The following is a 20,400-nucleotide window of genomic DNA, read 5'->3' on the forward strand; positions in this document are numbered from 1 at the left end:
CCGTGACCGAGCACGTCGACCGGAGTGAACCGGAGGCCCCCGCCCCCGCGGTGAACGCCCCCGTCACCCCCGCCGACGCCGCCGACGCGGCGCGGCTCGTCGCCTTCGGGCTCCAGCCCAAGCTCCAGCCCGCGCGCGACCAGGAGTACGCCGAGCTGCTGCGCCGCCACCGCGAGGACCCGGCGTTCGCGCGGCTCGCCGACGCCGTCGCCGCCGGGCTCGGGCTGATCGTGCTGGAGGTGTCCCCGCGCGCGGGGATGGCCGTGACCGCCGCCGAGGACTCGGTGTTCGCCGTCCGGATGGGGGACTACGCGCGTCGTACGTCCGCCGACGGAGGCGACCGCTTCCTGCACGGGCTCGCCCACCTCGCCGTCGCAGCGATGGCGTTCCCGCGCCCCGAGGACCTCGCCGACGACGGATACATCGGTCGGGTCAGCGTCAACGGCGTCGACGCCTTCGTGCGCCAGGCCTGCCGCCGGCTGGAGGAGCGGGCACAGGACCAGGGCGAGAACACCGACCCGGCCACCGACGCGCCCGGCCTGGAGACCGCCTGGCGGATCTGGGTCAGACGCAGCTCCACCGGCGCCACCAAGGACGCCCGCAGACTCGCCGGCTCGACCACCGGCATCGTCGGCAAGGCCGTCGCCTTCCTCACCGACTCCGGCTTCCTCCAGCGCACCGGCGACGACAACGGCGGCACGTTCCGGACGACCGCCCGCTACCAGCTCCAGGTCCGGGACATGGCGGGCAGCGCCGCCCTGGCCGAGCTGCTGGAGCTGGGCGTCGTACCGGTCACCGACGGCACACCGACGCTGCTGCCCCCGGAGGAGAGCGACGACCTGGAGCTGGTGGCCGACGCGGGGCTGCCCTTCCACTCCTGAGGCGCCTCGAAGTGCCTTGAAGCAACTTGCGGCGCCTTTACGGTGCCTGAACCCCTGATCTGCCGAAGACTTACGAGAGTCCGCCATGTACGAGCTGTCCCGGGTCCGTCTCTACTCCATCGGACCCGCCGGTGCGCGCTACGCCGACACCGTGCTTGACCTGCGGGGCGTCGGTGACGTCGTGCCCGACCCCGCCCCCACGCAGGCGGAGTTCTTCGAGGAGGAGCCCGTCGGCCCGCCGCGCCGCCCCGCGCCCGCCGGCGTGCTCTTCCTGGAGAACGGCGGCGGCAAGTCCGTCCTGCTCAAGCTGATCTTCTCGGTGATGCTGCCGGGGCATCGCAACACCCTCGGCGGCGCCAGCTCCGGTGTGCTGCGCAAGTTCCTGCTCGCCGACGACTGCGGGCACGTGGCACTGGAGTGGCAGCACGTGCTGACCGGCGAGTGCGTCGTCGTCGGCAAGGCCAGCGAGTGGCGCGGACGCCAGGTGTCCAACGACCCCCGGAAGTTCGCCGAGGCCTGGTACTCCTTCCGGCCCGGCCCCGGACTCAGCCTGGACAACCTGCCCGTCGCCGAGTCCACCGCCGTACGGCCGCCCGTCGAGGGCGCCTCAGGGGCGCAGGGCCGCCGCCGCACCATGAAGGGGTTCCGGGACGCCATCACCGACGCGGGGAAGGCGTACCCGCACCTGGAGGTGCACTGGGAGGAGATCCACGACCGCTGGGTCGAGCACCTCACCGAACTCGGCCTCGACCCCGAACTCTTCCGCTACCAGCGGGAGATGAACGCCGACGAGGGCGAGGCCGCAGGCCTCTTCGCGGTGAAGAAGGACTCCGACTTCACCGACCTGCTGCTGCGCGCGGTGACCGACACCCGGGACACCGACGGACTCGCCGACCTCGTCAGCGGCTTCGGCAACAAGCTGGGGCGACGCGCCGAACTGATCGCCGAACGCGAGTTCACCGCAGGGTCGGTGGACCTGCTCGGACGGATCGTCGAGGCCGCCGAGGGCCGCTCACGCGCGCGTGACATCCACACCGGCGCCGAGCGCCGCACCCGCACCCTGGCCCGCCGGCTCACCGCGCGCGGCGTACGGGAGCGGATGCGCGCCGCCGACCTCGCCCAGCGCGTCACGGCCGCCGCCTACGCCGTCACCCACTCCGAGGGCGCCCGCGAGCGCAGCTCCCTGATCGCCGCCGAACTCGCCTTCCGGCACGCCTCGCTGGCACTCGCCGCCGCCGAGAAGTCCGCCGCCGCGCTGAAACGCGAGCTCGCCGACGCGCGCACCCTGCACTCCGCGTGGCAGGCCGCCGAGGTCGTCCTGCGCCACCGTGCCGCCTCCGACCGCATCGCGCGCGTGTCCGCCGCGATCCAGGAGGCCGAGCGGGACGCCGCCCCCGCCCTCGCCGCCCGCGCCCACGCGGCAGTCGACCTCGTCCGCGCCCTGCACGCCGCCGCCGAGCGCGCCGAGACCCTCGCCAACGAGGAGGAGGAGCGCTCCGCCGCCCTTCAGGAGGCCGGTGAGGCCGCCCACCGGGACTCGACCTCCGCCGCGACCGAGGCACAGCGTGCCCGCAGCGAGATCGGGCACCTGCGCCAGCGGCTCACCGAGGTCGAGCAGGAGACCACCGAGGCCGTCCGCGCGGGCTGGCTGGACGACAGCGCGCCCGACGCCGACCCCGCCCGCGCGGCCCTCGCCGCCAGCGACGCCGAGAAGACGGCCGTCGCCGCCTGGGACACCGCCCGCGAAGCCTCCCGCAGGGCCGGCGAGCACGCCCGCGAGGCCGCCTCCGCGGAGTCCCGCGCCGAACTCACCGCGGCCCGCGCGGCGGACGCGGCCACGGCGGCGCGACAGACCCACGACGCCGAGCGCCGGCTCGCCGAAGCCCTGGCGGGCGAGGAACGCCTCGCGGAACTGCTCGGCCTGACCGGCGGCGCGTCCGGCGACGCCCCGCGCGGACCGATCCCCCAGCCCCGGCAGGACAGCGCTCCCGTCGACTCCCCGCTCACACCCGAAGACCTCGACCGCTGCGCCGACGACCTGCGCGAACTCCTCGACGACGCCGTCTCCTCCGCCGAACGCCAGCTCTTCGAGCTGCGCACCGCCGCCGCCGACGACTCCCGCATCCTCGGCGCCCTCGGCGACGGCGGGCTGCTGCCCCCCGGCCCGGACGTGCTGGCCACCGTCGAGTTCCTCGGCGAGCACGGCATCCCCGCCCTGCCCGGCTGGCGCTACCTCGCCCAGGCCGTCGACCCCGTCGACCACGCACGTGTGCTCGCGGCCCGCCCGGAGCTCGTCGACGGCGTCATCATCACCGACCCCGCCTCCCACGCACGCGCGCGTGACGCGCTCGGCGACGCCGCCCTGCTGCCCCGCTCGGCCGTCGCGGTCGGCACGGCCGCCGCCCTGCTCGCCCCGACCCCCGCGGAGGGCACCGCCGACGGCGACGTGTTCCTGGTGCCGCCGAACCCGGCCATGCACGACGAACACGCCGCCGACCAGGAACGCCAGGCCCTGCGCGCCCGCGCGACCGAGCGGGACGAGGACATCCGCCGCCTCGCCGCCCGGCTCGCCAAGGACCGCGAGCTGGCCGCCCGGCTCGCCTCCTGGCGCACGGGCTGCCCGGCGGGCCGGCTCGCCGAACTGGACCGGGCCGCCGAGGACGCGCGGGCGTTCGCCGAGGAGGCCGAGGCCGAACTGACCGAGGCCCGCGCCCTGCGTGCGGAGGCCGACGAGACCGCCGCCGAGGCCGCGCACATGCGCGAGGAGAGGCAGGCCGTCGCCCAGCGGGCCCAGCGGGCCGCCGACGCCCTCGCCGGGCTCGCCGTCCGGCTGCGGGAACGGGCGGGCTGGCAGGTCAAGCTGCGTGAACTCGCCGACGAGGCCGCCGAGTCCGAGGCCCGCGCCCAGGTCTGCCTGGAGCGGGCCCGCGCCGCCGACGAGGACCGCCGCGCCGCCCAGCGCGCCGCCGACGACGCCCGCCGCACCGCGCGTGCGCTGCGCGCCGAGCGCTCCGAGATCGCCGGCGCCCCCGACGACGTACCGGAGGAGGACGCGGACGACGGCGCGGACTCGTCCAGGTCCTCCCTGCCCGCCCTGCGCGAGGCCTACCGGGCCGCCTCCCAGGTGTACGAGAAGGTCGGCGTCGGCGCCGACCTGCGCGCCGAGCAGGCCCGCGCGGAGAGCGACGAGAGCGCGGCCCGCGCCGAGCTGGACCGCTTCAGCAACAAGGTCCGCACCCGCGCCGAGCAGCTGCTCCAGTCGCCCGACGGCTCCGACGGGCCCTCCAGGCAGGCCGCCGCCGCCCGCGCGGAGGAGCTGGTGCAACTCCTGGAGACCCGGATGTCCACCGCGAGCGAGCAACTCGGGCGGCTGCGCGGCGAGACCGAGCGGCTCGCACCCGAGGACGGCGAGACCCACACCGAGCTGGCCGAGGACTTCGAGCCGCGCGACGCCGAGCACGCCCAGGCCCTGCTGCGCACGGCCACCGCCGAACTGGCCTCCCGCACCGAGGCGTTGGCCCAGGCCCGGGAGGCGCACGCCGAACTCCTCGACGCCCATCGCGCCGCCGAGGACGCGGCCGGCGGCTTCGACGAGATCGCCGCGATGCTCCGCGACCTGCTGCGCGAGCAGACCCGTGAGCACACCGAGGAGGAGCAGGAGGCCCCGGAGCCGTACCCCGGCAGCCTGGAGGAGGCCCGCCAGTCGGCCGCCGAGGCCCGTCGCTCACTGCGCGGCTGCGCCGCCGATCTGTCCGCCGCCGAGTCCGCCGTGCGCGAGGCCAGTGACGTGCTCGTGCGGCACGCCAACTCCACACGCTACGAGCAGGTCCGTACGCCCGCCCGGCAGCAGATCCGCGAGCTGCCGGCCTCCGCGCTGCCCGAGCACGCCCAGAAGTGGGCGGACGCCTTCGCCCCCCGACTGCGGGTGCTGACCGACGAGTTGGCCCAGCTGGAGCGCAACCGCGACTCGATCGTGGACCGGCTGCGCGGGCTCGTCGAGTCCGCACTCGCCACCCTGCGCTCGGCCCAGCGGCTGTCGCGCCTGCCCGAGGGACTCGGTGAGTGGTCCGGGCAGGAGTTCCTGCGCATCCGCTTCGACGAGCCCGACCAGGCCACCCTCACCGAACGCCTCGGGGAGGTCATCGACGACGCGACCAGGGCGGCCGTGAAGAAGAACTCCGACCTGCGGCGCGACGGCATGTCACTGCTGCTCCGGGGTGTGGCCGCCGCGCTCCAGCCCAAGGGCGTCGCCGTCGAGATCCTCAAGCCGGACGCCGTGCTGCGCGCCGAGCGGGTGCCCGTGGGGCAGATGGGCGACGTGTTCTCCGGTGGTCAGCTGCTCACCGCGGCCATCGCCCTGTACTGCACGATGGCGGCGCTGCGCTCCAACGACCGGGGCCGGGACAAGCACCGGTATGCCGGCACGCTCTTCCTCGACAACCCCATCGGCCGCGCCAACGCGACCTATCTGCTGGAACTCCAGCGGGCCGTGTCCGACGCGCTGGGGGTGCAACTCCTGTACACCACCGGCCTGTTCGACACGACGGCACTCGCGGAGTTCCCGCTGGTCATCCGGCTGCGCAACGACGCCGACCTGCGCGCGGGACTGAAGTACATCAGCGTGGAGGAACACCTTCGCCCCGGGCTGCCCCAGCAACCGCAGGCGGACGACGCGGTGCGCAGCGAGATCACCGCGACCCGGATGTTCAAACGGCCGGCCCCCAACGCCCCCTGAGGGGCGCGGGGAACCCCGTCGGCAACCTCACTGACGGGACGTCACGGGTGGGACAGCTGCCCCGCCCCGCCCTGCCTGCGTATCCGCTCCTGCGCCCGCTCGGTGGCCCGGGCCTGACGCCGTGCGCGCCGCCGCTCGCGGCGCAGCGCACGGGCCGTGCTGCTCGGGGCCGACACCACGCCGTAGCGCTGGTTCCACACCTGACGGGTCACCCAGACGTCCAGGGCGGCCCAGGTGGCCACCACCGTGCTGACCACACCGCTGATCACCATCGGGAAGGCCAGCCAGGACTCGGCGAGGGTGCACAGGAACGCGACCATCGCCTGAATGAGTGTCACGGAGATGATCAGGACCGCGCGCACCGCCGCCGTGCGTACCGGGTCGGGCATCCGGCGGCGCCGCGCGCTCTCCTCGACCCACAGCTGCCGGTGGGCCGTCCGCGTCCCCTGTCTGTCCGCAGCGCCCGCGTACGGGTGTCCGTCCGTGGCCCCCGCATACCGGTCGGACGCCCCGTGTTCGGCTGTCGGAATGTCACGATCCGGTTGCTCGGGACTCCGTAGCGCCGTTCCGCGCGCGCCGGCGCCCTTCTCGGGTGCCCCGCGCCGCTCCGCCGTGCCCATCAACCTGTCACTCCCCACCGCCGGCAGACAGCTCTCCTTCCGGGTCGAAGACCCGGCTCCCCAGTGGCCTGCCCGGCTTGCTCTGGATTACGCCGCCCGAGGGGCGGCAAACGACCTCTCCGGTCGACTCCGCGCCCATTTCCCAATGAGTAGGACGAACAAGACGCCATGAAAGATCCCCGACTTACGAAAAATTCTGGCCAAGTCGATCACTGGGCGGAATCGTTCCGCTCCGACCAGAGCGCCCGGTTTCGGGTGGGCAATCTCCCGGAATGCCCGGACAACTCCCCATCTCTCGACTCTGGTGCGGAGGTTCGGGTTCCGGACAGCTCTTCGAGTTAACAGTGCGTCGGTAGTAGGCTCGCGCCGTTTGTTGACGCACATGCGTACCCCCTCCAGGCGGGGGTTCGAGCTGGGGGAGTCCATGCGCTTTCGCGGGAAGTCGGTCCGCCGGAAGATCGTGGCGCTGCTGCTCGTGCCGCTGGTGTCCCTGACCGCCATCTGGGGCTTCACCATGGTGCTGACGGGCCGTGAGGCGAACCGTCTGTTCACGGTGTCGTCCCTCATGGAGAAGGTCGGCTACCCCATCGAGGACACGGTCCGCGTCGTTCAGCAGGAACGCCGCCAGACCCTCGTCTACCTCGCCGACCCGCGGGCCTCCGACGCCTTCTCCGCGCTGCGCCGCACCCGCAAGGCCACCGACGAGGAACTCGCCGAGATCCGCCGCAACGCCCAGGACTCCGACGTCCGCGACGCCTTGGACCAGGACGACGGCGACGGCCTCACGGCGGTGCTCGACGCCTTCGACGGCCTCGACTCCCTGCGCCGCAGCGTCGAGGAGGGCACCCTCACCAGGGCCCAGGCCCTGGACCTCTACAACCAGCTCATCGACCCCTGCTACGCCCTGCTCGCCAAGCTCGACGTCGTCGACAGCGTCGAGATGGACAAGCAGTACCGGGCCCTCGTCAGCGTCGCCCGCGCCCGCGAACTGCTCTCCCAGGAGGACGCCCTGCTCGGCTCCGCCCTGGTCGTGGGCCGGCTCAGCCGCGAGGAGATCCGCGACGTCTCCGACCTGGAGGCCCAGCGGGCCGTGGTCTACGACATCAGCCTCGCCCAGCTGCCCACCGCCGAGCGCGAGCGCTACGAGACCTTCTGGAAGAACGCCACCACCGCACCGCTGCGCACCGTCGAACAGGCGGTCGTCGCCACCACGCCCGGCGAGGTGCCCCGGGGCGTCACCGCCAGGAACTGGGACACCGCGGCCGGAAACGTCCTCGACGAACTCGGCACCCTGGACGAACAGGCCAACGACCGCTACCAGGAGCGCGTCCGGCCGGTGGCCGTCGAGGTCATCGTCAAGACCGTGATCGCCGGCGTCCTCGGGCTGGTCGCCCTGATCCTCTCCCTGGTCCTGTCCGTACGCGTCGGCCGCGGCCTCATCCGCGACCTGCGCCAGCTGCGGCTGGAGGCCCACGAGGCGTCCGCCGTACGGCTGCCCAGCGTGATGCGCCGCCTCTCCGCCGGCGAACAGGTCGACGTGGAGACCGAGGTGCCGCGCCTGGAGTACGACAAGAACGAGATGGGCGAGGTCGGCCAGGCCCTCAACACCCTCCAGCGCGCCGCCGTCGAGGCCGCCGTCAAACAGGCCGAACTGCGCGGCGGGGTCTCCGAGGTCTTCGTCAACCTCGCCCGCCGCAGCCAGGTCCTGCTGCACAAGCAGCTCACCCTGCTGGACACCATGGAGCGCCGCACCGAGGACACCGAGGAACTCGCCGACCTCTTCCGCCTCGACCACCTCACCACCCGCATGCGCCGGCACGCCGAGGGCCTGGTGATCCTCTCCGGCGCCGCCCCCTCCCGCCAGTGGCGCAGGCCCGTCCAGCTCATGGACATCGTGCGCGCCGCCGTCGCCGAGGTCGAGGACTACGAACGCATCGAGGTGCGCCGCCTGCCCCGCCTGGCCGTCACCGGTCCGGCCGTCGCCGACCTCACCCACCTGGTGGCCGAACTCCTCGAGAACGCCACGGTGTTCTCCCCGCCGCACACCGCCGTCCAGGTCCTGGGCGAGCGGGTCGCCAACGGGTTCACCCTGGAGATCCACGACCGCGGCCTCGGCATGGCGCCCGAAGCGCTCCTGGAGGCCAACCTCCGGCTCGCCGAGACCCCCGAGTTCGAACTGTCCGACACCGACCGCCTCGGACTGTTCGTGGTCAGCAGGCTCGCCCAGCGCCAGAACGTCCGCGTCTCCCTGCAGCCGTCCCCGTACGGTGGAACCACCGCCGTCGTCTTCATCCCCGACGCCCTGCTGACCGACGACGTCCCCGACACCAACGGCGTCGGCTTCCGTCTCGACCGCCCCCGGGCCCCGAAGGCGGCCGAGTCCGCCGACGGCCGCAGGCCCGCGCTGCCCTCCTCGGTCCAGCTCCCCGGCATGCCCGCCTCGGTGCTGGACGGCCCGGTCGAGCTGGAGGCGCCCGTCGACCTGGACGCCCTGAGCGGCTTCCCGGTCGCCCTGGACAGCGGCTTCCCCGCCCCCTTGGACAGCGAATTCCCGGCCGTCCTGGACGAGGACGACGACGAGCACGGCGGACTGTTCCGCCCGCGCCGCTCGCTCCGTCACCCCGAGGGCGACCCGGCACCCGATACGGCCGACCGGCACCGCGGACTCGTCGACCCGCGCGCCCAGCAGGACCCTCGCACCCACCAGGACCCGCACGCCGAGCAGGACCGGGGTGCCGACCCGGCTGCTCCCGTACCCCTGCCGAACCGTCGGACGCCCAAGCTGGTCAGCTCGCACGGCCGCCCGGTCACCGAATCCCGCCCCCGGCGCGGGGAGCCGGACGACGAACTCTCGCCGCGCCGCCCGGAGTCCGCCGACGGACCCGCGCCCCTGCCGACCCGGCGACGCGGCACCTCGCCGCAGATCCCACACGGCGGCGGCACGCCCGAGCCTTCAGGCCGGGGCATGGCCGAGCCGCCCCCGCTGTCGTCCTCTCCAGGTCGCGGCACGCCCGAGCTTCCAGCCCTGTCGGCCTCTCCCGACCGCGGCGCCGGCGATCCCTCCCAGGTCCCCGGCCTGCCCCGGCGGACCCGCCAGCCCTCCGCCGCACCCGGCCGCGACGACTCCACCGTGCACCCGGGCCAGGTGCCCGAGGGACGCGCGGGCGGCCCAGGCGCCGGTGGGGCGCAGGGCGTCGGCCCCGCGCCCGAGGCGCTGCCCCGGCGCGTACGGCAGGCGAATCTCGCCCCGCAGCTGCGGCAGGGCCCAGCTCCACGCGCCGAGGACCGCACCGCCCCCGAGGACCGCGACGCCGACGAGGTACGCAGCCGTATGGCCTCGCTCCAGCGCGGCTGGCAGCGCGGTCGCGAAGAGAACGCCTCGGGCGACGCAGACCACAGCGGCACAGCACCACAACGAACGAGTAAGGGGGACGGTCGATGACCGCACCGAAGCCGACCGGCCACACCACGCCCAACCACGGCGAGCTGAACTGGCTCCTCGACGAGCTCGTCGACCGGGTCGCCAGCATCCGCAAGGCCGTCGTGCTCTCCGGCGACGGCCTCGCGACCGGGGCGTCGAAGGACCTGACCCGAGAGGACAGCGAGCACCTGGCCGCCGTCGCCTCCGGCTTCCACAGCCTCGCCAAGGGTGTGGGCCGCCACTTCGACGCCGGCAGCGTCCGGCAGACCGTCGTCGAACTCGACGACGCCTTCCTGTTCGTCACCGCCGCCGGTGACGGCAGCTGTCTCGCCGTCCTCTCGGACGCCGATTCGGACGTCGGCCAGGTCGCGTACGAGATGACTCTCCTCGTCAAGCGGGTCGGCGTACACCTGGGCACCGCGCCACGCACCGACCTGCCCGCGGGCGGGTAGTGGGATGGCATGAGCACAGACGGTCGGGGTAGCAGCCACTGGTTCGACGACGAGGCCGGACCGGTGGTGCGCCCCTACGCCATGACGCGGGGCCGCACCACCAGCGCGGTCCAGCACCGGCTCGATCTGATCGCGCTGGTCGTCGCCGAGCCGCACGCGGACGATCCCGAGGCGGACGACTCGCTGTCCCCGGAACACGTCGACATCGTGGACCTGTGCCTGGCCGCGCCGCAGTCGGTCGCCGAACTCGCCGCCGAACTCGACCTGCCCATAGGCGTGGTACGGGTTCTCGTCGGCGATCTCGTGGACGCGCGGTTCGTCCATGTGAACCGGCCCGTACCTCCTGCCGAGCTGCCGGACGAGAGTATTCTGCGCGACGTGATCAACGGCCTCCGGGCGCTGTGAGCCTACCCCTGCCCACGCCCCACCCCCCTTTTTCAAGCAGGAGAAGTGATCAATGATCTTCGGGCGTTCTGAGCGCGGCAAGCCGCAGGTCGAACCCGTCACGCTCAAGATCCTGGTGGCCGGCGGTTTCGGGGTGGGCAAGACCACCCTCGTCGGCGCGGTCAGCGAGATCCGGCCGCTGCGCACCGAGGAGTACCTCACCGAGGCCGGCCGTCCGGTCGACGACATCACCGGAGTCGAGCGCAAGCACACCACCACCGTCGCCATGGACTTCGGCCGCATCACCCTGCGCGAGGACCTGGTGCTGTACCTGTTCGGCACGCCCGGCCAGGAGCGGTTCTGGTTCATGTGGGACGAGCTCTCCGAGGGCGCGCTCGGCGCCGTCGTGCTCGCCGACACCCGCCGCCTGGAGGACTGCTTCGCCGCCATCGACTACTTCGAGCGGCGCTCCATACCCTTCCTGGTCGGCGTCAACTGCTTCGAGGGCGCGGTCCGTTACCCGGAGGCGGACGTGCGCCGGGCGCTCGACCTCGACGACGACGTACCGGTTCTGCTGTGCGATGCCCGCGACCGGCTGTCGGTGCGGGACGTCCTGATCGGTGTCGTTCAGCACGCGATGGACTTCGGCACCGAGCGCCGGGAGACCGTCACCACCTGAGCCGCGGCACTGCGGAGTGGCACACACGCGTGCGTGTCAGTCCGCGCCGTCCTCCACCCAGCCGAAGCTCTTCTCCACGGCCCGGCGCCAGTTGCGGTACTCGCGGTCCCGCTCCGACGGCTCCATCGCCGGAGTCCACTCGGCGTCCTTCTGCCAGTGCGCCTTGAGTTCGTCGAGGTCGTTCCACACGCCGGTGGCCAGCCCCGCCGCGTACGCCGCGCCCAGGCACGTCGTCTCGGACACCCTGGGCCGGACCACGGGAACCCCGAGCACGTCCGCCTGATGCTGCATCAGCAGGTTGTTCGTCGTCATGCCGCCGTCCACCTTGAGGGTCGTGATCGGCACCCCGGAGTCCTGGAACATGGCGTCCACGACCTCCCGCGTCTGCCAGCTGGTCGCCTCCAGCACCGCGCGCGCGAGATGCGCCTTCGTGACGTAGCGGGTGAGTCCGGTGACCACCCCGCGCGCGTCCGAACGCCAGTACGGCGCGAACAGCCCCGAGAACGCGGGCACGATGTACGCCCCGCCGTTGTCCTCGACGCTCGCCGCCAGCGTCTCGATCTCGTCGGCCGAACGGATGATGCCGAGCTGGTCCCGGAACCACTGCACGAGCGCACCCGTTATCGCGATCGAGCCCTCCAGGCAGTAGACCGGCGCCTCACCGCCGATCCGGTAACCCATCGTCGTCAGCAGCCCGTTCTTGGACGGCACCGGCCGGCCCCCGGTGTTGAGCAGCAGGAAGCTGCCCGTCCCGTACGTGTTCTTCGCCGTGCCCACGTCGTAGCACGCCTGGCCGAACACCGCCGCCTGCTGGTCGCCCAGCGCCGAGGCGACCGGCACCCCGCCGAGCTGCCCCACGGCGGTCCCGTACACCTCGGCGGAGGACCTGATCTCCGGCAGCACCCCTTCGGGGACGTTCATCGCCGAAAGAATGGAGGTGTCCCACTGCAGGGTCTCGAGGTTCATCAGCATGGTCCGCCCGGCGTTGGTCACGTCGGTCACGTGCCGTCCGCCGTCGACACCGCCGGTCAGGTTCCAGATCAGCCAGGAGTCGATCGTGCCGAAAGCGATCTCTCCGCGCTCGGCCCGGTCCCGCAGCCCGGGCACGTTGTCCAGCAGCCAGGCCACCTTGGGCCCCGAGAAGTAGCTGGCCAGCGGCAGTCCCGTCCGGTCACGGAACCGGTCCTGCCCGTCCGTGCCGCCGAGTTCGTCGCACAGGCCCGCGGTCCGGGTGTCCTGCCAGACGATGGCGTTGTGCACCGGCTTGCCCGTGGCACGGTCCCACAGCACGGTCGTCTCACGCTGGTTGGTGATCCCGAGCGCGCTGATCTGATCCGCCCGCAGGCCGGCCTTCGCGACCGCCCCGGCCACCACGGCCTGCACCTTGGACCAGATCTCGGTGGCGTCGTGCTCGACCCAGCCGGGCTTGGGGAAGATCTGGCGGTGCTCGCGCTGGTCGACGGCGACGATCGCGCCGCCGTGGTCGAAGACGATGCAGCGGCTGGAGGTGGTGCCCTGGTCGATTGCGGCGACGTACTTCTCGGCGTTGTCCGTCATGGCTACCCCTTGGGCCTGGTTCAGAAGGCTGCGTTGAGTCAGGAGGCTGGGCGGTTCGGAGCGACTGGGGGTTGGATGGCCGGTTCGTTCAGAAGGCCGCGTGGTAGAGCAGACCCGCGAGCGCTCCTCCGATCAGCGGGCCGACGACCGGGATCCAGGCGTAACCCCAGTCGGAGGTGCCCTTGTTGGGGATCGGCAGGAAGGTGTGCACGATGCGCGGGCCGAGATCGCGCGCCGGGTTGATGGCGTAACCGGTGGGGCCGCCCAGGGAGAGCCCGATGCCGACGACGAGCAGGGACACGATCAGCACCAGCGTGCCGGACTCACCGAGCCCCTTCGTCAGCCCGAACGCGAGGATCGGCAGCACGAGCGCCATCGTCGCGATGATCTCCGTGATCAGGTTGGCGACCGGGTTCCGGATCTCGGGGATGGTGGAGAAGATTCCCAGGGTCGGCGTCGGCTCGTCGTCGCCCTCCGGCACGTTCGCCTGGAACTGCGCGAGGTACACCAGGTACGCGAGAACGGCACCGAGCATCGCCCCGACCAACTGGCCCAGCAGGTAGACCCAGACCTTGCCCCACTCGCCCGTGTCGACGGCGATGCCGAGCGTCACGGCGGGGTTGAGCTGGCCCCCGGACAGCGGTGCGGCCGTGTACGCCCCGGCCAGCACCCCGAACCCCCAGCCGAAGGCGATCACCACCCACCCCGATGCCCGTGCCTTGGAGTGTCTGAGGGTGACGGCGGCGCAGACACCCGCGCCGAACAGGATGAGGATCGCGGTCCCGATGACCTCGCCGACGAATATGTGTCCGTTGCTCATGGCGGCTCCTGGGCCCGGCCCGGGGCATGCGGCCCCGGTGCTCCGTGCAGGGTGCGGTGCGCGTGGCTGCGTCGGCCATGACAGGGAGGTCCCGCGCGGCGCTTGCCTGAATACGCCGAATTTGTACGGCGATGTCGACTGACACCGGGAAGTGTTCTCCGGCACCCGGAGAGCGTCAAGGAGGCTGACGGCAATGGTTGGGCGCAGGTCTGCGGACCGACCGCCGGCGCGCTCCCGGACGGCTTGTCAGCCGTCGCTCACCCCACCCCGGCCCCCGCCGCGGCCACCGGAGGCGATCCGCGGCGGACCTCGTATCCGGGCAGCCCCGCGTGCCCCAGCACCCAGCTCGCCCCGAGAAGCGCCTTCGCGGCCTTCTTCAGCGGCGCCAGGCCCCCGGCCGCCTGCCGAATGTCCGTCACGCCGCCCGGCGGGCACAGGAGCGTCGCCAGCGACAGGGTGACGGGGCGTCCGCCGGCCGACCAGGGCGCGTCCAGCACGGCGCCGGCCAGCGCGTCCAGAGCCTCCGGATCGGTCAGCACCAGGAAGTCGTCCCCGCCGATGTGCCCCACGCGGGTGTTCCCGGCCGAGACGACCTGCAACGCCCGCCCCACCGACCGGATCAGCTCGTCGCCGGCCGCGAACCCCGCCCCGTCGTTGACCTGTTCGAAGTGGTCGACGTCCAGCCAACTGAGCGCGAACGCCCGGCCCTCCGCGATCCGCCGGTCCATCTCCCCGGTGATCGCGTCCGAACCCGGCAGCCGGGTCAGTGGGTTGAGCCGCACGGCCTCCTCCACCCGGCTCTCGGCGAGCGCCCGTACGAGATCGGCGAGTCGTACGACACCCACGCACCGCCCGTGCCGGTCGACGACCGCCACGTCGTCCGAGGTGCGGTCCAGACCGCCGACCGCGACCACGTCCAGCACCTCCCACGCCGTCGCGTCGATGCCCACCGTCCGCGGCGGGTCGCCGAGCTTGGCCGCGGGCCGGTCGGCGTAGAGGGCATGGCCGTAGCGCCCCGACATCGACAGCAGGAAGCGCGACCGGTGCACCGACCTGACCGGAACACCGGTGCGGTCCACCAGCAGCACCCCCGACACCTCCGGCGACCCGGTCAGCAGCGCCCGCACCTGACCGGCGGAGGCGGTGACCGGCAGGAGAGCGGCCGGCCGCAGGAACTGCCGTACCGACGGCCCCGAGCGGGGCGCCGACACCGCGCCGGCGACGTGCGGCGGGACGTACACCTCGGCGGCGGGCAGCCGGGCCGGAGGCGCGAACAGCGAGCCCTGCGCCAGCTGAGCACCCGCCGACAGCGCGGCAGCGCACTGCAGTTCGGTCTCCACGCCCTCGACGGCCAGCAGCGCCCGCGACTCCTCGCACAGGGTCCGCATCGCCCGCACCGCGGCCGGCCGTGCCAGCAGGGACGCGTCGAGCTTCACCAGGTCCGGCGCCATGTCGACCAGCAGCCGCAGCGGTACGTCCCCGTCGCCGACGCCGTCCGCGCTGATCCGGAAGCCCTGTTCCCGCAGCGCCGCCAGCGCCTCGAGGAGCGCCCGCTGGGGAACGTGCGTGTACGGCGGTACGACGTCGATCGTCACCTCCCACGGCAGTCGGCCCACCGCGCGCACCGCGTCGTGCAGAGGGGTGAGCCCGCCGAGATCGGCCAGCGTGCCAGCGAACACGTTCACATGCAGCGGCAGCAGCATTTCCCTGCGCACCGCCGCCCGCACCGCCAACACGGCCAGCTCGCCGTCGAGTTCGGGATCCCGGCGGGCCTCCGCCAGGATGTCGCCGGACTCCGGCCGGGCCAGAATCTCCAGCCCCGCCACACCTCCCGTGGCCAGGTTGACCACGGGTTGGAACGCGAAGCGGAGAGTATCCGTCCAGGAGCGCACGGGAGCATGATGACGCCGCCGGCGTACGCCCAAGCCCAGTTCATGAGACGTTCACGCAGGCTTCCGGGGTGCTCACGGACGGTGGCGGGCGCGGTCCGCGGCCCGCGCCGCGGCATCCCGTCCGTCCCTCCTCCGCCCGCCTTCTCACCGGACCGCGATCACCGCCGATCCGTGCCCGAACAGCCCCTGGTTCGCCGTGATGCCCACACGCGCGCCGGCGATCTGCCGCTCGCCGGCCTGCCCCCGCAGCTGCCAGGTCACCTCGCAGACCTGGGCGATGGCCTGGGCGGGCACCGCCTCCCCGAACGAGGCCAGTCCTCCGCTCGGGTTCACCGGTATACGACCGCCCGGCCCGGTCGCGCCCTCCCGCAGCAGCTTGGCGCCCTCGCCGTCGCCGCACAGCCACAGGTCCTCGTACCACTGCAACTCCAGTGCGGTGGACAGGTCGTAGACCTCCGCGAGGGACAGCTCCTCGGGCCCGACACCCGCCTCCTCGTAGGCGGCGCGGGCGATCGACGCCCGGAACGGCTCGTCGCCCGGCTCCACCGCGACCGCCGAGTCGGTCGCGATGTCCGGCAGGTCCAGGACGGTGCTGGGGTACCGGGGCGTCACCGTCGACACGGCCCGGATCCGCACGGGATCCGCCTGGCCGTGCCGACGGGCGAACTCCATGCTGGACAGCACCAGGGCCGCCCCGCCGTCCGAGGTCGCGCAGATGTCAAGGAGCCGCAGCGGATCGGCGACCACGGCGGACGCGGCGACCTCCTCGGCCGTCACCCGCTTGCGGTACCGCGCGTTCGGGTTCAGCGCACCCATGGCCGCGTTCTTCACCTTGACCTGGGCGAAGTCCTCCACCGTGTCCCCGTGCACGGCCATGCGTCTGCGCGCGTACAGCCCGAAGTAGGTCGGATTGGTGGCGCCGAGCACCCGGAAGCGGAGCCAGTCCGGGTCCTCGGGACGGTCTCCGCCCGCGGGGCGGAAGAAGCCCTTGGGTGCCGCGTCGGCCCCCACCACGAGGACCACGTCCGCCAGGCCCGCGAGGATCCGTGCCCGCGCCGCGTCGATCGCCTGGGCCCCCGACGCGCACGCGGCGTACACGCTCGCGACCCGGGCGCCCTGCCAGCCCAGCGCCTTCGCGAACGTCGCCCCGGCCACATAGCCCGGATAGCCGCCACGGACCGTGTCCGCGCCGACGATCGCGCCGACGTCCCGCCACTCCAGGCCCGCGTCGGCGAGGGCCGCGCGCGCCGCCTTCACCCCGTACTCGACGAAGCCGCGCCCCCACTTGCCCCACGGGTGCATTCCCGCGCCGAGCACCGCCACCTCTGCCGTCATTGCGCCACCCCCGTCGGCCGCCAGTGCCAGGTCGTCCAGACCGTCTCCGTGTCCTCGTTGAGCACCCCGGGGACGACCTCGACCTCCATGCCCACCGTCAGATCGGCGACGGTGACCCCGGGAACCGCCTGTCCCAGCACCACGATCCGCTCGGACTCCAGCTCCACAGCGATCAACGCGTACGGCTCCCACGGAAGTTCCGGATCGGTCACATAGGGTGACGGAGGCTGGTAGCGGCTGTCCGTGTACGACCAGACCCGCCCGCGGCGCGACAGCGGCACCTCGTCGAACTCGTCGCTCTGGCAGGCCGGGTTGCGGCAAAAGGCGTCCTCACGGGGGAAGAAGACCGACCGGCACGCCCGGCAGCGCGTTCCGAGCAGCCGGAAGGAGTCCCCCTCCCCGGTGAACCACCCGGCGACCACAGGTGTGCGTGTGCGTGACAAGGGCCCTCCTCCACCGAATCTGACGGAACGTCAGGAGTGTGGCACGGGCGACGGGAATTGGGCAGGGAGGACGCCTCACACGACTGGGCGTCCCGAAGATCGGATACGCTCCGCCGCGTGTCCGAAAATCTGCATTTCACTGCGAACTCCGCGCGCGACTCCCACTGTTCGAGTTGCGGAGCGCCCTATGGGGAGGGTGTCACCGGCTGGCCGCGCACCTGTCCGGTCTGCGCCGCCATGGCCTACCGCAACCCGCTGCCGGTGGCCATCGCGCTCCAGCCCGTGTACGACACGAAGGGCACCGCCCTGGTCGTCATCACCCGAACCATCGCCCCCGCGCGCGGGGGCATCGCACTGCCCGGCGGCTACATCGACGACCGCGAGGAGTGGAAGGCGGCCGTCGTCCGCGAACTCCGGGAGGAGACCGGCATCGACGCCGCGAGCCGCGATGTACGGCTCGCCGACGCCATGAGCTCCCCCGACGGGCACCTGCTGCTGTTCGGGCTCCTCCCGGAGCGCCCCGCCGACCGCCTCCCGGAGTCGGCCGCCACCGACGAGACGGAGGGCTGGCACCTGCTGCACAGGCCGGAGGAACTGGCCTTCCCGCTGCACACGCACGCGGTACGGGCGTTCTTCGAGGGCCGGTACGTCTGAGCCCTCACCGCTCGGCGAGTCCGCGTACACGCACAGGGTGGGACGGCTCGTGCACGCCGTCCTCACTCTCCCGCTCGACGACGACCTCCCGCCCCTCCCAGCGGGCGACGTAACGCTCGGTCTCGGGCTCGTCCCAGCCGTCGCCCGCGTCCCGCACCACCACACCGCCACCGGTCCGGCCCCGGGCGGGCGTCCACACCTCCAGCTCCAGCCCGCCGTCCTCCCCGCGCACCGGTATGACGGCTCCCGCGCGGGCGAACACCGGAATGCGCGACAAGGGCGCGTCCACGAGCACCTGCCCCGGGCCCCGGTGTCTGCGGCCCGTCGCCGTGTCGTACCAGAGCCCCCGCGGCAGCCGCACCGCGCGGCGGTCGGCACCCGGGTCGAGCACCGGCGCGACCAGCAGGGCGTCGCCCAGCAGGAAGGCGTCCTCGCAGTCCCGCAGCGCCCGGTCCTCGGGAGCCCCCCACCACAAGGGGCGCACGTACGGGGCTCCGGTGCGCCGGGCCAGATGCGCCAGCGTGACGAAGTACGGCAGCAGCCGCCGACGCTCGACGAGCGCCACACGCGCGTGCTCCAGCACCTCGGGACCGAGCTGCCACGGTTCCCGCAGCCCCGCACGCGCACTGGCGCGCGTCCGGAACAGGGGCAGATACGCGCCCAACTGAAGCCGGCGCAGATACAGCTCCGGCGACGGGCTCCCGTCGCCGCCGCCGACATCCGGCCCCGAGTACGGCACCCCGCACAGACCGAGGCCCAGCACCAGAGACAGCGACGAGCGCAGCCCCGGCCAGGCCGTGGCGACCTCCCCCGACCACGTCCCGCCGTAGCGCTGCTGGCCCGCCCAGCCGGAGCGGGAGAGGACGAACGGACGCTCCTGCGGGAACAGCTCCCGCAGCCCCTCGTAGCCCGCGCGGGCCATGCAGAGCCCGTAGACGTTGTGCGCCTCGCGGTGATCGCCGCCCCGCCCCTCCAGGGCGTGCCGGGCCGACCGTGGCAGGGTCGACTCCCCGAACGCGGCGAACGACGTCGGCTCGTCCATGTCGTGCCAGAAGCCGGCGAACCCCTGCGCGACCCGCTCCGCGTACAGAGCTCCCCACCACCGCCGCACGCGCGCGTCCGTGAAGTCGGGGAAGACCGCCTCGCCCGCCCGGACCACGCCCGTGACCGGATGCCCGGAGGAGTCCTTGACGAACACGTCCTCGGCGACCCCGCTGTCGTGGACGGGGCCGCCCGGCTCGGTCCCGACGGCCGGTTCGACGACGGACACCAGACGGATCCCGTCGCGCCGCAGTTCCTCGGCGAGCACCGGCAGCTTCGGGAAACGGTCCTGGTCCACGGTGAACACCTGATGGCCGTCGTGGTGCTCGACGCCCAGATGGACGGCGTCGAGCGGCAGACCGTGCTCCTGATGGGCCGCCACGACCCGGCGCACCTCCTGCTCGCCCCCGAGGCCCTCGCCCACGTGATGGTGACCGAGCGCCCACGCGGGCGGCAGGGCCGGCGCCCCGGTGAGCGAGGCCCAGGCGAGCAGCACGCGCGCGGGAGTGCCGACCACGACCCAGCAGCGCAGCGGTCCGCCGTCCATCCGCACCTCGCACGACCCGGCCCGGTCGTGTCCCGAACCGGCGCCCTCCTCACCCTCCCGCAGCGTCACCGTGCCGTCCCAGGAGGTGTCGTGGAACACCAGGTGCGTGGAAGCGTCGGCCACCACCAGCTGCACCGGCATCGTCAGATGCAGCGGATCGTCGACGCGGTCGAACGCGTGCCCGGGATCCGTGTTCCACAGCCGGTACGTGCCGTCGCGCAGCAGAGGCCCCGACGCCCGCCCGCCGAGCCCGAAGAAACGCGCGTCCGCCGCTACTTCGGCCCGCTGCATCCAGCGCGCCGGACCGCCGTCCCGCGGCTCCCACCACCGGGGCGGCAGCTCCCGGCGTAGCGTCACCCCTCCCGGCGTGCACACCTCGATCGCGCCGTGCCGCGACACCACGACCGTCACCCGCTCGGCCACGACCCGCCAGCCGCCGTCCTTGTGCGGCTCGAGCACTGCCCGGGGGTCGGGCTCCGGGCAGCGGCCGGCCAGCGCGTACGACGGCTCGGGCCCGGCCCCGTCCCAGCCCAGGAAGACCGCTCCGTTCACGGCGACGAGGATCCTCAGCTCCGACCGGCCGAACCGGATCGTGCCTCCACCGGGCCCGGGCTCCACCTCCTGCACAGGACCCGGCACGCGCGCACGTTCGGCGCCCCGCGCCGGCAGCCCGGTGGCATCGGCGCGCCTCCTGCGCCACGCCGCGCGTACGGCACGCAACCTCTGGGCCGCTCCCTCGGAACCGACCGCCTTCATCGAACGCACCAGGTCACGACCGTTCATGCTGCTCACCCTGCCACCTACCGCTCCACACGCGTGTGTCGTTCAACTGCCGTTCACCCGTGCTGGGACCGCTTCTTCACGACACGGACTGTGTGGGGTTCCCTGGTGCGGAAGTCGATCACATGGCATCGTCCCTGTCAGCCGCGTCGCGCGCAC

Annotated in this window: 14 protein-coding genes; 7 read left to right on the top strand and 7 right to left on the bottom strand. The window is 73.2% G+C overall.

Going from position 1 to position 20,400, the window contains the following annotated elements; all coding sequences use genetic code 11:
- Positions 1-2: 2 nt before the first annotated feature.
- Both ACFPIH_RS34890 and ACFPIH_RS34895 read left to right on the top strand, forming a co-directional pair.
- Positions 3-881, top strand: coding sequence for a hypothetical protein (locus ACFPIH_RS34890; protein WP_381181272.1), 879 nt, complete (start codon positions 3-5; stop codon positions 879-881).
- A gap of 85 nt (positions 882-966) precedes the next feature.
- Entirely contained in the window at positions 967-5,616 is a 4,650-nt protein-coding gene (locus tag ACFPIH_RS34895) for a hypothetical protein (RefSeq protein ID WP_381181270.1), read from the top strand.
- Between the two features lie 41 nt (positions 5,617-5,657).
- Here ACFPIH_RS34895 and ACFPIH_RS34900 read toward each other — a convergent pair whose 3' ends face one another.
- On the bottom strand, positions 5,658-6,236 hold the full coding sequence (locus tag ACFPIH_RS34900; protein WP_381181268.1) for a hypothetical protein: 579 nt from the start codon (positions 6,234-6,236) through the stop codon (positions 5,658-5,660).
- Between the two features lie 424 nt (positions 6,237-6,660).
- Here ACFPIH_RS34900 and ACFPIH_RS34905 point away from each other — a divergent pair, with 424 nt between their 5' ends.
- The 4 genes from ACFPIH_RS34905 to ACFPIH_RS34920 are packed head-to-tail and all read left to right on the top strand — an operon-like array spanning position 6,661 to position 11,172.
- Positions 6,661-9,678 carry a sensor histidine kinase gene (locus ACFPIH_RS34905; RefSeq protein WP_381181266.1) on the top strand — a complete coding sequence of 1,006 codons (3,018 nt, stop codon included), beginning with the start codon at positions 6,661-6,663 and terminating at the stop codon, positions 9,676-9,678.
- Positions 9,675-10,109, top strand: a complete 435-nt coding sequence (locus ACFPIH_RS34910; RefSeq protein ID WP_381181264.1) for a roadblock/LC7 domain-containing protein — start codon at positions 9,675-9,677, stop codon at positions 10,107-10,109. The genes ACFPIH_RS34905 and ACFPIH_RS34910 overlap by 4 nt, the downstream gene beginning before the upstream one ends.
- A gap of 9 nt (positions 10,110-10,118) precedes the next feature.
- Complete coding sequence (locus ACFPIH_RS34915) at positions 10,119-10,514, top strand: DUF742 domain-containing protein (protein WP_381181262.1); 396 nt, start codon at positions 10,119-10,121, stop codon at positions 10,512-10,514.
- A 52-nt stretch (positions 10,515-10,566) separates the two neighbouring features.
- Positions 10,567-11,172, top strand: coding sequence for a GTP-binding protein (locus tag ACFPIH_RS34920; RefSeq protein ID WP_381181261.1), 606 nt, complete (start codon positions 10,567-10,569; stop codon positions 11,170-11,172).
- Between the two features lie 36 nt (positions 11,173-11,208).
- Here the strand turns inward: ACFPIH_RS34920 and glpK are convergent, their stop codons facing one another.
- From glpK to ACFPIH_RS34945, 5 genes are all read right to left on the bottom strand, one after another.
- Positions 11,209-12,729, bottom strand: coding sequence for a glycerol kinase GlpK (gene glpK / locus ACFPIH_RS34925; protein ID WP_381181258.1), 1,521 nt, complete (start codon positions 12,727-12,729; stop codon positions 11,209-11,211).
- Between the two features lie 88 nt (positions 12,730-12,817).
- On the bottom strand, positions 12,818-13,549 hold the full coding sequence (locus ACFPIH_RS34930; protein ID WP_381181256.1) for an MIP/aquaporin family protein: 732 nt from the start codon (positions 13,547-13,549) through the stop codon (positions 12,818-12,820).
- Between the two features lie 257 nt (positions 13,550-13,806).
- Positions 13,807-15,441, bottom strand: coding sequence for an EAL domain-containing protein (locus ACFPIH_RS34935; protein WP_381181254.1), 1,635 nt, complete (start codon positions 15,439-15,441; stop codon positions 13,807-13,809).
- Positions 15,442-15,585: 144 nt separating this feature from the next.
- Positions 15,586-16,776: a lipid-transfer protein gene (locus ACFPIH_RS34940; protein ID WP_381181253.1), complete on the bottom strand. Its 1,191-nt coding sequence runs from the start codon at positions 16,774-16,776 to the stop codon at positions 15,586-15,588.
- Positions 16,773-17,198, bottom strand: coding sequence for a Zn-ribbon domain-containing OB-fold protein (locus ACFPIH_RS34945; protein ID WP_381181500.1), 426 nt, complete (start codon positions 17,196-17,198; stop codon positions 16,773-16,775). The genes ACFPIH_RS34940 and ACFPIH_RS34945 overlap by 4 nt, the downstream gene beginning before the upstream one ends.
- Positions 17,199-17,336: 138 nt before the next feature.
- On the opposite strand from ACFPIH_RS34945, the gene ACFPIH_RS34950 reads away from it, so the two are divergent.
- Positions 17,337-17,873, top strand: a complete 537-nt coding sequence (locus ACFPIH_RS34950; protein ID WP_381181251.1) for an NUDIX domain-containing protein — start codon at positions 17,337-17,339, stop codon at positions 17,871-17,873.
- A gap of 4 nt (positions 17,874-17,877) precedes the next feature.
- Here ACFPIH_RS34950 and ACFPIH_RS34955 read toward each other — a convergent pair whose 3' ends face one another.
- Positions 17,878-20,244, bottom strand: coding sequence for a glycoside hydrolase family 31 protein (locus ACFPIH_RS34955; RefSeq protein ID WP_381181249.1), 2,367 nt, complete (start codon positions 20,242-20,244; stop codon positions 17,878-17,880).
- Between the last annotated feature and the right edge of the window lie 156 nt (positions 20,245-20,400).

It is taken from the genome of Streptomyces vulcanius (assembly GCF_042653945.1).
Taxonomy (GTDB): Bacteria; Actinomycetota; Actinomycetes; order Streptomycetales; family Streptomycetaceae; genus Streptomyces; species Streptomyces mangrovi.